Annotated in this window: 19 protein-coding genes; 1 reads left to right on the top strand and 18 read right to left on the bottom strand. The window is 35.2% G+C overall.

Annotation, left to right across the window (positions count from 1 at the left end):
- Positions 1-83 precede the first annotated feature (83 nt).
- From rpsN to rpsL, 18 genes are all read right to left on the bottom strand, one after another.
- A complete protein-coding gene (gene rpsN / locus B0A80_RS14240) occupies positions 84-353 on the bottom strand; it encodes a 30S ribosomal protein S14 (protein ID WP_008464305.1) in 270 nt (89 codons plus the stop codon).
- 3 nt (positions 354-356) lie between these two features.
- The gene (rplE, locus tag B0A80_RS14235; protein WP_017495015.1) at positions 357-908 is read right to left on the bottom strand and encodes a 50S ribosomal protein L5; all 552 of its coding nucleotides are present in this window, start codon (positions 906-908) and stop codon (positions 357-359) included.
- A gap of 2 nt (positions 909-910) precedes the next feature.
- Positions 911-1,225: a 50S ribosomal protein L24 gene (gene rplX, locus B0A80_RS14230; protein WP_007803650.1), complete on the bottom strand. Its 315-nt coding sequence runs from the start codon at positions 1,223-1,225 to the stop codon at positions 911-913.
- An 11-nt stretch (positions 1,226-1,236) separates the two neighbouring features.
- The gene (gene rplN, locus B0A80_RS14225) at positions 1,237-1,605 is read right to left on the bottom strand and encodes a 50S ribosomal protein L14 (protein ID WP_007803649.1); all 369 of its coding nucleotides are present in this window, start codon (positions 1,603-1,605) and stop codon (positions 1,237-1,239) included.
- Between the two features lie 2 nt (positions 1,606-1,607).
- Positions 1,608-1,868 carry a 30S ribosomal protein S17 gene (gene rpsQ, locus B0A80_RS14220; protein WP_007803646.1) on the bottom strand — a complete coding sequence of 87 codons (261 nt, stop codon included), beginning with the start codon at positions 1,866-1,868 and terminating at the stop codon, positions 1,608-1,610.
- A gap of 17 nt (positions 1,869-1,885) precedes the next feature.
- Positions 1,886-2,077 (bottom strand): 50S ribosomal protein L29, encoded by a 192-nt coding sequence (rpmC, locus tag B0A80_RS14215; protein ID WP_007803639.1) that lies wholly within the window; start codon positions 2,075-2,077, stop codon positions 1,886-1,888.
- A 13-nt stretch (positions 2,078-2,090) separates the two neighbouring features.
- On the bottom strand, positions 2,091-2,516 hold the full coding sequence (gene rplP, locus B0A80_RS14210; protein WP_017495016.1) for a 50S ribosomal protein L16: 426 nt from the start codon (positions 2,514-2,516) through the stop codon (positions 2,091-2,093).
- Between the two features lie 19 nt (positions 2,517-2,535).
- Complete coding sequence (gene rpsC / locus B0A80_RS14205; protein ID WP_007803635.1) at positions 2,536-3,297, bottom strand: 30S ribosomal protein S3; 762 nt, start codon at positions 3,295-3,297, stop codon at positions 2,536-2,538.
- Between the two features lie 5 nt (positions 3,298-3,302).
- Complete coding sequence (gene rplV / locus B0A80_RS14200) at positions 3,303-3,716, bottom strand: 50S ribosomal protein L22 (protein WP_007803631.1); 414 nt, start codon at positions 3,714-3,716, stop codon at positions 3,303-3,305.
- An 8-nt stretch (positions 3,717-3,724) separates the two neighbouring features.
- Positions 3,725-4,003: a 30S ribosomal protein S19 gene (rpsS, locus tag B0A80_RS14195; protein ID WP_008464288.1), complete on the bottom strand. Its 279-nt coding sequence runs from the start codon at positions 4,001-4,003 to the stop codon at positions 3,725-3,727.
- Between the two features lie 6 nt (positions 4,004-4,009).
- A complete protein-coding gene (gene rplB, locus B0A80_RS14190) occupies positions 4,010-4,834 on the bottom strand; it encodes a 50S ribosomal protein L2 (protein ID WP_017495017.1) in 825 nt (274 codons plus the stop codon).
- 9 nt (positions 4,835-4,843) lie between these two features.
- Entirely contained in the window at positions 4,844-5,134 is a 291-nt protein-coding gene (gene rplW / locus B0A80_RS14185; RefSeq protein WP_017495018.1) for a 50S ribosomal protein L23, read from the bottom strand.
- 7 nt (positions 5,135-5,141) lie between these two features.
- Entirely contained in the window at positions 5,142-5,771 is a 630-nt protein-coding gene (gene rplD / locus B0A80_RS14180; protein WP_089077685.1) for a 50S ribosomal protein L4, read from the bottom strand.
- Positions 5,771-6,388 (bottom strand): 50S ribosomal protein L3, encoded by a 618-nt coding sequence (gene rplC, locus B0A80_RS14175; protein ID WP_017495020.1) that lies wholly within the window; start codon positions 6,386-6,388, stop codon positions 5,771-5,773. Before rplC ends, rplD begins: the two co-directional genes overlap by 1 nt.
- A gap of 368 nt (positions 6,389-6,756) precedes the next feature.
- The gene (gene rpsJ / locus B0A80_RS14170) at positions 6,757-7,062 is read right to left on the bottom strand and encodes a 30S ribosomal protein S10 (RefSeq protein WP_007803605.1); all 306 of its coding nucleotides are present in this window, start codon (positions 7,060-7,062) and stop codon (positions 6,757-6,759) included.
- A gap of 11 nt (positions 7,063-7,073) precedes the next feature.
- A complete protein-coding gene (gene fusA / locus B0A80_RS14165) occupies positions 7,074-9,230 on the bottom strand; it encodes an elongation factor G (protein ID WP_017495021.1) in 2,157 nt (718 codons plus the stop codon).
- Between the two features lie 11 nt (positions 9,231-9,241).
- On the bottom strand, positions 9,242-9,718 hold the full coding sequence (gene rpsG, locus B0A80_RS14160) for a 30S ribosomal protein S7 (RefSeq protein ID WP_017495022.1): 477 nt from the start codon (positions 9,716-9,718) through the stop codon (positions 9,242-9,244).
- A 118-nt stretch (positions 9,719-9,836) separates the two neighbouring features.
- Positions 9,837-10,220 carry a 30S ribosomal protein S12 gene (gene rpsL / locus B0A80_RS14155; protein ID WP_007136570.1) on the bottom strand — a complete coding sequence of 128 codons (384 nt, stop codon included), beginning with the start codon at positions 10,218-10,220 and terminating at the stop codon, positions 9,837-9,839.
- Positions 10,221-10,389: 169 nt separating this feature from the next.
- Here rpsL and B0A80_RS14150 point away from each other — a divergent pair, with 169 nt between their 5' ends.
- On the top strand, positions 10,390-12,105 hold the full coding sequence (locus B0A80_RS14150; protein ID WP_089077684.1) for a BamA/TamA family outer membrane protein: 1,716 nt from the start codon (positions 10,390-10,392) through the stop codon (positions 12,103-12,105).
- The last annotated feature ends 193 nt before the right edge of the window (positions 12,106-12,298 follow it).

Genomic DNA, 12,298 nt, shown 5'->3' with positions numbered 1-12,298 from the left:
GTTTTCGGGAGACACCCGTCTCCCGAACCTTTAATCAATTAAAATTATTTTTCGGTTTGCAAAAGTAATAACTTATTGCGAGATTACCAAGAAGCCTTTTTTACTCCAGGGATTAATCCATTATTTGCCATCTCACGGAAAGTTACACGTGAAATACCAAATTGACGAATATAACCTCTTGGTCTACCTGTTAATTTACAACGGTTGTGTAAACGAACTGGTGAAGCATTTTTAGGTAATCTTTGTAAGCCTTCATAATCTCCAGCTTCTAATAAAGCTTTTCTTTTTTCAGCGTACTTAGCTACCGTTTTCTCTCTTTTCACCTCACGGGCTTTCATTGATTCTTTAGCCATGTCTTAATTCTTTTTAAAAGGTAAACCTAATTCAGCCAATAACGACTTTGCTTCTTTGTCTGTTTTTGCAGTAGTAACAAAAGTAATATCCATTCCTGAAATTTTGTTTACTTTGTCAATATCAATTTCAGGGAAAATGATTTGCTCTAAAACTCCAAGATTGTAATTACCTCTTCCGTCGAAACCAGTAGCTTTGATACCACTAAAATCTCTAACGCGTGGTAAAGCAGAAGTAATAAGTCTATCTAAAAACTCATACATTCTCTCTCCACGTAAAGTAACTTTTGCTCCAATAGGCATCCCTTTTCTCAATTTGAATGACGCAACGTCTTTCTTTGAAATTGTAGATACTGCTTTTTGTCCAGTGATCTTTGTTAACTCATCAACTGCATAGTCAATAAGTTTTTTATCAGATACAGCTGCACCAACTCCACGGCTCAAAACGATTTTTTCAAGTTTAGGAACTTGCATTACGTTTGTATATCCGAATTCTTCTTTAAGAGCAGAGATTACTCTACTCTTATATTCTTCTTTTAGTCTAGGTGTATATGCCATTACTATAGTACTTGATTAGATTTTTTTGAAAATCTTACTTTCTTATCTCCTTCTACTCTAATACCAACTCTAGTTGTTTCCTTAGTTTTAGGATCAATTAGTGAAATGTTAGATATTTGTATAGAAGCTTCTTTCTTAACGATACCACCTTGAGGGTTTTTAGCACTTGGTTTTGTATGTTTTGAAACCATGTTTACACCTTCAACTATCGCTTTATTTTTCTCACGGTAAACACGTAATACTTTACCTTCAGCACCTTTATGGTCTCCAGCAATAACTCTTACGATATCTCCTGATTTTATTTTTAGCTTTATCATCTTAAAACGAATTAAAGCACTTCTGGTGCTAATGATACAATTTTCATGAATTGTTTTTCACGAAGTTCTCTTGCTACCGGACCAAAAACACGTGTTCCTCTCATTTCCCCTGCAGCGTTCAAAAGAACACATGCATTATCATCGAAACGGATATAAGAACCATCAGCTCTTCTCACTTCTTTTTTGGTACGTACAACAACTGCAGTTGAAACAGCTCCTTTTTTCACGTTTCCGTTTGGAGTTGCATCTTTAATAGATACTACAATCTTGTCACCAACAGAGGCATACCTTCTTTTGGTACCTCCTAAAACACGGATAGTTAAAACTTCTTTTGCTCCCGTGTTATCTGCTACTTTTAGTCTTGATTCCTGTTGTACCATAATTATTTAGCTCTTTCTAAGATTTCAACTAATCTCCAACATTTTGTTTTACTTAAAGGACGCGTTTCGCTAATTCTTACAGTATCTCCAATGTTACAGTCGTTTGTTTCGTCGTGTGCAACATATTTCTTAGTTTTCAACACGAACTTACCGTATAATGGGTGCTTTACTTTTCTTACTTCAGCAATAACAATAGACTTATCCATTTTATTTGAAGTAACAACACCTATTCTTTCTTTTCTTAAATTTCTTTTTTCTTCCATCTTTCAGCAGAATACAATTATTGTAACTCTCTTTTAGTTAACTCTGTAGCCAATCTTGCAACTGTTCTTCTTACACTTCTAATTTGAAGTGGGTTCTCAATTGGAGAAATAGCGTGAGCCATTTTTAGGTCAGCATATATTTTCTTAGTTTGACTAAGTTTTTCTTGCAACTCCGCTGCAGAAAGATCTTTTATTTCTGATTGTTTCATAATATAAATTTAATTATGCTTCGAAATCTCTAGCAACGACGAATTTAGTTTTTACTGGAAGTTTTTGAGCTGCAAGACGTAAAGCCTCTTTTGCAACTGACAATGGAACTCCTCCAACTTCAAACATAATTCTTCCTGGTTTAACAACAGCAGCCCAATACTCAACTGCTCCTTTACCTTTACCCATACGTACTTCAAGAGGTTTCTTAGTAATAGGCTTGTCTGGAAATATTTTAATCCATAATTGTCCTTCTCTCTTCATGTAACGAGTTGCAGCGATACGCGCAGCTTCGATTTGACGAGAAGTCAAGAACATTCCATCTTCATGTACAGATTTAATACCAAACATTCCATTAGAAAGTTCATGCCCTCTTTGAGAATTACCTTTCATCTTACCTTTTTGTACCTTACGGTATTTTGTTCTTTTAGGCTGTAACATTTTTCTTTAGTTTAAAAATTTACTTTCTTTTACGAGCGTCTGGTTTTCCACCTTTATTAAAAGGCTTTCTGTCTCCTCTTGGAGAATCGCCACCTTTACCACCACCAGTTCCAGATTGTTTTTTATCCATTCCTGCAAGTGGAGAAAGATCTCTCTTTCCATAAACTTCACCTTTCATGATCCATACTTTGATACCCATTCTACCATAAGTAGTATGAGCTTCAGCCAAAGCATAATCAATATCAGCTCTGAAAGTTGATAGAGGAATTCTACCTTCTTTGAAACCTTCTGAACGCGCCATCTCAGCACCATTCAAACGACCAGAAATCAAAACTTTGATACCTTCAGCGTTCATACGCATAGAAGCAGCAATAGCCATTTTGATTGCACGTCTGTAAGAAATACGGCTTTCGATTTGACGAGCGATGCTTGTCGCCACAAGATAAGCATCTAACTCAGGTCTTTTAATTTCAAAGATGTTGATTTGAACCTCTTTGTCAGTAACTTTCTTAAGTTCTTCTTTCAACTTGTCTACCTCTTGTCCACCTTTTCCGATAATGATACCAGGTCTAGCAGTAGTGATAGTAACGGTTACAAGTTTCAAAGTTCTCTCGATGATTACTTTAGATACACTAGCTTTTGATAAACGAGCGTGGATATACTTTCTGATTTTGTGATCTTCGGCAAGTTTATCACCGTAGTCATTTCCACCATACCAGTTTGAGTCCCACCCTCTGATGATACCAAGTCTATTTCCAATTGGATTTGTCTTTTGTCCCATGCTGCTTAAGAATTGCTTTGTGTGTTATTGATAGCTCCAAGCACGATTGTAACGTGGTTAGAACGTTTTCTTATTCTGTGTGCACGACCTTGTGGAGCTGGACGAAGTCTTTTCAACATCATTCCACCATCTACTCTGATCTCTTTAACAAATAATCCAGCTTCTTCTAAATTACCTTCACTATTTTTTTGCTCCCAGTTGTTGATTGCAGATAATAATAGTTTCTCTAATTTTCTTGAAGCTTCTTTAGAACTGAATCTTAAGATGTTAAGTGCTCTTTCTACCTTCTGACCTCTTACCAAGTCCGCTACTAAGCGCATTTTTCTAGGTGAAGTAGGGCAGTTATTCAATTTTGCGAAAGCAATAGACTTATTAGCCTCTTTTCTCGCATCTGCTGTTTCTCTTTTACGAACTCCCATTGCTTCTTTTATTTTTTACCTTTATTTTTTGCTCCAGCATGACCTCTAAAAGATCTAGTTGGTGAAAACTCTCCTAATTTGTGACCTACCATGTTTTCTGTTACGTAAACCGGTACAAATTGACGACCGTTATGAACTGCGATAGTTTGTCCAACGAAATCCGGAGTAATCATGGAAGCTCTAGACCAAGTCTTTACAACTGCATTTTTACCACTTTCTACGTTTTCCTGAACTTTCTTGTCTAACTTATAATGAACGAAAGGTCCTTTTTTTAATGAACGTGCCATATCTTATTATTTCTTTCTACGTTCTACGATATACTTGTTACTCGGGTTTTTCTTAGAACGAGTTCTGTAACCTTTAGCTGGCAATCCGTTTCTTGAACGTGGGTGCCCTCCAGAAGAACGTCCTTCACCACCTCCCATAGGGTGATCAACTGGGTTCATCGCTACTGGTCTAGTTCTAGGTCTTCTTCCTAACCATCTTGTTCTACCTGCTTTTCCAGATACAACTAATTGGTGATCAGAATTAGAAACAGCTCCAATTGTAGCCGAACATGTTAACAAGATCAATCTTGTCTCTCCAGATGGCATTTTAATTGTAGCGTATTTTCCGTCTCTTGCCATTAACTGAGCAAAAGTTCCAGCTGAACGAGCAATAACTGCTCCTTGTCCTGGACGTAACTCAATACAAGATATAACAGTTCCAAGAGGAATTCTGCTTAAAGGCAATGTATTACCAATCTCTGGTTGAGATTCTGGACCAGAAACTAATTTCTGACCAACTTTCAATCCGTTTTGAGCGATAATATAAGTTTTCTCTCCATCAGCATAAGCTAATAAAGCGATAAATGCAGTACGATTTGGATCGTATTCGATTGATTTCACAGTAGCTGGAATTCCAACTTTAGTTCTTTTGAAATCAATAATACGATATCTCTGCTTGTGACCACCACCCGTATAACGCATGGTCATCTTTCCTTGACTATTTCTACCTCCAGAGTTTTTTATCGGCGCTATCAAAGAGCGTTCCGGCTTATCAGTTGTAATGGCGTCATAACCATTCACAACTCTAAATCGCTGACCTGGGGTAATAGGTTTTAATTTTCTTACTGACATTTTTCTATCTTAGATATTGTTGTAAAAATCAATTGTTTCTCCTTCTTGTACTTGTACAATTGCTTTTTTAATAGCATTTGTCTTTCCACTGATTAAACCACTTTTAGTGTATTTTGTAGTTCTGTCCGGTCTTACGTTCATCGTGTTAACTGAAACGATAGTTACTCCATAAGCAGCTTCAACAGCTTTCTTAATTTGAACTTTGTTTGCTTTTTTGTCAACAACGAATCCGAAGCGGTTTAAAACTTCACTTTCTTTGGTTACTTTTTCTGTTACTATAGGTCTAATTATGATGCTCATACTCCTATTATTTGCTTAAATTTTCTTCGATTAACTCCAAAGAACCTTCTAAAAGCACTAAATTGTTAGTGTTTAAAATAGCGTAAGTGCTTAATTCTGAGCTAGTTACGACATTAGAAGCCTTTAAATTGCGTGACGACAAATATACATTTTTATTCGTCTCTCCCAACACAAATAGAGATTTTTTATTTTCTAACCCTAAAGCTTTCAAAACGTTAATGAAATTTTTAGTGTTTGGCGCTTCAAAATTAAAGTCTTCAAGAACGATAATATTCGACTCTTTTGCTTTGATTGAGAAAGCTGATTTTCTTGCCAATCTTTTCAAGCCTTTATTCAATTTGAATGAATAACCTCTTGGTCTTGGTCCGAAAATTGTTCCACCACCTTTAAACAATGGATTTTTGATACTTCCCGCACGAGCTGTACCAGTTCCTTTTTGTTTTTTAATCTTACGTGTACTTCCTGTCACTTCAGCTCTTTCTTTAGCTTTGTGAGTCCCTTGTCTTTGATTAGCAAGATATTGCTTAACATCAAGGTATACAGCGTGATTGTTTGGTTCAATTGCGAATACTGAATCAGAAAGTTGAACTTTTCTTCCAGTATCTTTTCCGTTGAAATCTAATACTTTTACTTCCATTACTTCTGAATGATTACATAAGAGTTTTTATGTCCAGGAACACATCCTTTAATAACAAGTAGGTTCTTTTCAGCCACTACTTTTAAAACTCTAAGGTTTTGAACTTTTACATTGTCTCCTCCCATTCTTCCAGCCATACGCATTCCTTTGAATACTCTAGATGGATAAGAAGATGCTCCTACAGAACCTGGCGCTCTTAAACGGTTGTGTTGACCGTGAGTTGCTTGTCCAACACCACCAAATCCGTGACGTTTAACAACCCCTTGAAAACCTTTACCTTTAGATACACCTTGTACATCTACAAATTCTCCTTCAGAAAAAATAGAAACATCAATAAGATCTCCTAATTTTTGCTCAGTTGCAAAATCTTGAAATTCAACGACTTTTTTCTTAGCTACAGTTCCAGCTTTTTTAAAGTGACCTAAAGCCGCTTTTGTGGAATGTTTCTCGTTTTTGTCATCGAAACCAAGTTGCAACGCTTCGTACCCGTCAACACCTTTGGTTCTGACTTGGGTAACAACACAAGGACCAGCTTCGATTACTGTACAAGGAATGTTTTTCCCGTTTTCGTCGAAAATACTAGTCATGCCGATTTTTTTACCAATTAACCCAGACATAAATATTAATTATTAATTACTAAAATTCCCTTCAATTTGAAAATAACAGAAATTTCCAAACAGGGAGTGCAAAAGTAGATATTAAAATTGAATATACCAAACAGTTAGAAAAATTAAATCGCTCATTATCAAAAACCAAGCATCAAAACAACTTCAAAAACAACCTTATTTTTTTCCAATAATGAAATCATTTTTTACATTTTCAGCACATTCACGCTTAACAATTAATTAATAAATTCACAACAAAAAACACCCGAATCCCCTTAAAACAAAGGACTTTATAAAAATTTACAGAAAAATAAAAAAATAAAAANNAAAAAAAAGCGAGACATTTCTGACTCGCTTTTTATATAAAAAATATAAAAAAATTATACTTTTATCTCTACTTCTACTCCACTTGGCAATTCAAGTTTCATTAAAGCATCAATAGTTTTAGATGAAGATGAATAAATATCAATCAATCTCTTGTATGACATTACTTCAAATTGCTCTCTCGCTTTTTTGTTAACGTGCGGAGAACGTAACACAGTGAAAAGTTTTTTGTGAGTTGGCAATGGAATTGGACCTGTTACAACTGCACCAGTAGTTTTTACTGTTTTCACGATCTTTTCAGCAGATTTATCTACCAACATGTGATCGTAAGACTTTAGTTTTATTCTGATTTTTTGACTCATTTTCTTAAGAATTAAGCGTTACCTTTTGCTTTTTTAATTACCGCTTCTGAAATATTAGAAGGCGTTTCTGCATAGTGAGAAAACTCCATTGTTGAAGTAGCTCTACCTGAAGACAATGTTCTTAATGTTGTAACATATCCAAACATTTCAGATAAAGGCACATCAGCTTTAATAGTTTTAGCCCCATTTCTGTCACCCATATCATTAACCTGACCTCTACGACGGTTCAAGTCACCTACGATATCACCCATGTTTTCTTCAGGAGTAATAACCTCGATTTTCATGATTGGCTCAAGAATAACAGCTCCGGCAGCACGTCCTGATTCTTTATAACCCATTCTTGCAGCTAACTCAAAAGATAATGCATCAGAATCCACAGGGTGGAAAGATCCATCAGTTAAAGTTACTTTCAAACTATCCACAGCATATCCTGCTAACGGACCAGTTTTCATAGCCTCTCTAAATCCTTTTTCAACAGCTGGAATATATTCTTTAGGAACGTTACCACCTTTTACAGCATTAATAAACTGTAATCCTACAGGAACTTTACCATCAACTTCATCAGCAGGCTCAATTGTAAATACGATATCACCGAATTTACCACGACCTCCAGATTGTTTCTTATAAGTCTCTCTATGCGTAGCTGATCTTGTGAAAGCTTCTTTGTATTCAACCTGAGGCTCACCTTGGTTTACTTCAACTTTGAATTCACGTTTCATACGATCTACTAAGATATCTAAGTGAAGCTCACCCATACCTGAGATAATCGTTTGACCTGAAGCCTCATCAGTTCTAACTGTAAACGTTGGATCTTCTTCAGCTAATTTAGCCAAAGCCATACCCATTTTATCTACGTCAGCTTTAGTTTTAGGCTCAATAGCGATACCAATTACCGGATCAGGGAATTTCATAGACTCCAAAATAATTGGATTCTTTTCATCACATAATGTATCTCCAGTTTTAATATCTTTAAATCCTACAGCAGCTCCAATATCTCCAGCCTCAATAAATTCGATTGGATTTTGCTTGTTAGCGTGCATTTGGTAAATACGAGAAATTCTTTCTTTGTTACCAGAACGAGTATTTAAAACATAAGAACCAGCATCTAAACGACCAGAATAAGCACGGAAGAAAGCTAAACGACCTACGAATGGGTCAGTAGCAATTTTAAATGCCAAAGCAGCAAACGGCTCTTTTACATCTGGCTTACGCAAGATTTTAGTTTGATCTTCTTCTAATAAATCAGCATCATCAGGATGAATTCCTTCAATACCTTCTTTATCCAAAGGAGATGGCAAATATTTACAAACTGCATCTAACATGAATTGAACTCCTTTGTTTTTGAAAGAAGAACCAGCAAGCATAGGAATGATCGCCATATCAATTGTAGCAGCTCTTAAAGCATTGTTAATCTCATCTTCAGTAATAGAGTTCTCATCCTCCATGTACTTATCTAAAAGATTTTCATCGTAAGTAGCAATTTCTTCGATAAGGATAGAACGATATTGTCTAACCTCGTCAACCATATCAGCTGGAATATCAACGATATCAAAAGTAGCTCCTTGAGTCTCATCATGCCATACAATAGCCTGATTTTTAACTAAGTCAACGATACCTTTAAAATCAGCCTCATCACCAATAGGCAAAGTAATTGCAACCGCATTCGATTTCAACATATCTTTAACCTGTCCGCATACTCCTAAAAAGTTAGCACCTTGACGGTCCATTTTATTTACGAATCCCATACGAGGAACTCTATATTGATCAGCAAGTCTCCAGTTAGTTTCAGACTGAGGCTCAACACCATCAACTGCACTAAACAAGAATACTAAACCATCCAACACACGCAAAGAACGATTTACCTCTACAGTAAAGTCAACGTGTCCAGGAGTATCAATAATATTAAAGTGGTAAGGCAATGATTCCGGAAGAACTTTACCTTGCTCTGTTGGAAAATTCCAAGTACAAGTTGTAGCAGCAGAAGTAATTGTAATACCTCTTTCCTGCTCTTGCGCCATCCAGTCCATTGTTGCAGCACCATCATGCACCTCACCAATTTTATGTGACTTTCCAGTATAAAAAAGAATACGCTCAGTAGTTGTTGTTTTACCAGCATCAATGTGAGCAGCAATTCCGATATTTCTTGTATATTTTAAATCTCTAGCCATTTCTTTACGAATTAAAATCTAAAGTGAGAGAATGCTTTGTTAGCTTCTGCCATTTTGTGAGTATCCATTCTTTTCTTAACCGCAGCACCTTCTTCTTTAGCAGCTGCTAAACATTCTGACGCTAAACGTTGTGCCATAGATTTTTCGTTTCTTCTTCTTGAATAAAGTATTAACCACTTCATTGCCATAGAAATTTTTCTGTCTGGACGAATCTGCATTGGAATTTGAAATGTAGCTCCACCTACTCTACGGCTACGTACTTCTACGTGAGGCATAACGTTTGTTAAAGCATCTTTCCAAATTTCTAATGAAGTTTTCTCATCATTTTGCTTTTTAGATTCGATGATATCAATTGCATCATAAAATACTTTGAAAGCTGTAGATTTCTTACCATCCCACATTAAGTTGTTCACGAAACGTGTTACCAATTGGTCATTAAACCTTGGATCTGGTAAAAGTGGTCTTTTCTTTGCCGCTCTTTTTCTCATGTCTTTTTTTTAAATAAAAAGTTATAGGTTATCCGTTAAATGTTATGTGTTACAGATTTCAAGCACATGCTAAAACCCCAACCCTTAACTCCTAACCTCCAACTCTTAACGTTTTAAATTACTTTTTTGCTTCTTTTGGGCGTTTAGCACCGTACTTAGATCTTCTTTGCGTTCTTCCTGCAACTCCTGACGTGTCAAGCGCTCCACGAACGATATGATATCTAACACCTGGTAAATCTTTTACCCTTCCACCTCGCACTAATACTATCGAGTGCTCTTGTAAATTGTGTCCTTCTCCAGGGATGTAAGCATTCACTTCATTACCATTTGTCAAACGTACACGCGCAACTTTACGCATTGCAGAGTTTGGTTTTTTTGGTGTAGTAGTGTAAACACGCGTACAAACCCCTCTTCTTTGAGGACAAGAATCTAAAGCAACCGATTTACTCTTCTTAGTGATCTGAGTTCTTCCTGTTCTTACTAATTGTTGAATTGTTGGCATAATTAATACTAAAAATTTATTATGTATATTAAATTCCCGCTTTTTACGGGGTTGCAAATGTATAAAATATTTTTCACTATACAAACGTTAATTCATTAATTTTCAATAACATTATTTAAGCATGTGATTTTACAAACAAACAATAGATATTTGTAATACTTTTAATTTAATGAAACAATTGCTTTTGAAATCGCTTTTACCACTCCTGTTTTTCCAAATCGGCATCTCTTCTTGTGCTCAAAATCTTCATTTACAAATTAAAGGAGCGAATCAAATCGAAACACAAACTATTGATTCCCTGAATTATTCAGAAAATCACACTAACATAAAATCCCTTTTCGAAGAAGTTAAAAATGTATCTGAAAAATTAACGAAACAAGGATATCTCGACCACGCTATACTTGAAACAAAAAAAACAAACGATAGTACTTTTATCTCAAAAATCGACTTAAAAAACAAAATAAAAGAACTTCAAATATATATAGGAGCGAATCACCGCTTTTTTGATGAAGCAAAAATCAAAAACGACACTTTAATTCTAGCATATGAAGAACTGGAAAATTATCTAAATCAAAAAACATTAGATGCCGAAAAAGCCGGTTTTGCCTTAAACAAACTAAAACTTGAAAACCTCCAAAAAAAAAATTCCATAATTTACGCGGAGTTAAACTATAAATCCGAAAAAAAACGCGTCGTAAATTCCATTATTCTAACTCAAACTGACCCAACTAAAAGAGATTATTTCCCAAAAGGACATTTAAAACAACTTAAAAAGAAATACTTAAACAAGACTTTCAATCAGGAAATCATAAAACAATTGTATAACGATATCAATGCATTTGAATTCACCTCTCAAACCAAATATCCGGAGGTATTATTCACAACTGATTCTACAAAAATATACACCTATGTAGAAAAAAGACAAGCAAACACTTTTGATGGCTACATTGGTTTTTCTAATGACGAAAATAAAAAAACAACTCTGAATGGATATCTGGACCTATCACTGTTAAACACTCTTCACGCAGGCGAGCAATTTTCACTGTATTGGAAAAGTGACGGAAATCAACAAAAAACCTTCAATACCAAAATCGAGATCCCTTATATATTTCAGTCTTCATTAGGCATTAAAGCACAATTAAATATTTTCAAACAGGACAGCACTTTTCAAAACACCAAAACTGCAATTGATTTAGGTTATTTCCTAAACTACAATACACGGTTATATTTAGGCTATCAATCGACAGAATCGAGTGACATTCAAAACACAAACAACACCACAATTAGCGACTACAAAAATTCATACATCACTTCTACTCTTGAGTACAAAAAAACAGATTATCTCCAAAGTTTATTCCCGAAAAAAGCCTCCCTCAACCTTCTATTAGGCTACGGGAAAAGAGATACCAACAACACCCCTAAAACCGTCGAATCCAGTAAACAATTCTACACCAACCTTAACCTTTCTTATAATTTTGAGCTAAACAAGAAAAACTTCATCTACATAAATCCACAAATCCTTTATCTAAAAAGTCAAAATTACATTACCAACGAATTGTTTCGATTTGGAGGAACAAACTCTATAAGAGGTTTTGCAGAAAACAGTCTCCAGGGCAATTTCGCCTCTATGCTACTCACCGAATACAGATACAAAGTCTCTAACAACCTGTATATCAATTCCATTATCGATTTTGCCATTTATCAAGATTTAAGCAACACTCAAAATCTTAATAAATTACAAAAATTATCAGGAGTCGGAATCGGCACAACCATCCAGACAACAAGTGGCCTGCTCCGCATTAATCTCAGTAATGGCGGGGAAAATCTTCAGGAAATAAAATTATTTAACACAATCGTTAACATACACTACAATGTTAAATTTTAACGTTGTGAGAAAATTCACCAAAACGACATTCCTATTATTAACAAATTATTAAGGAATAAAAAATACCGAAAAATTCTAAATAATAGCACCCAATATATCAGATTAATCTCAGTATTGACGGGGAAAACACCCAATAAACCTAATTATTTAACACAATGATTACAATATGTTACAATGTTAAATTTTAGCATTG

Source organism: Flavobacterium tructae (genome assembly GCF_002217475.1).
In the GTDB taxonomy this organism is placed as follows: domain Bacteria; phylum Bacteroidota; class Bacteroidia; order Flavobacteriales; family Flavobacteriaceae; genus Flavobacterium; species Flavobacterium tructae.
Note: the sequence above shows the minus strand (reverse complement) of the source record. Positions and strands in the feature narration are given on the sequence as shown.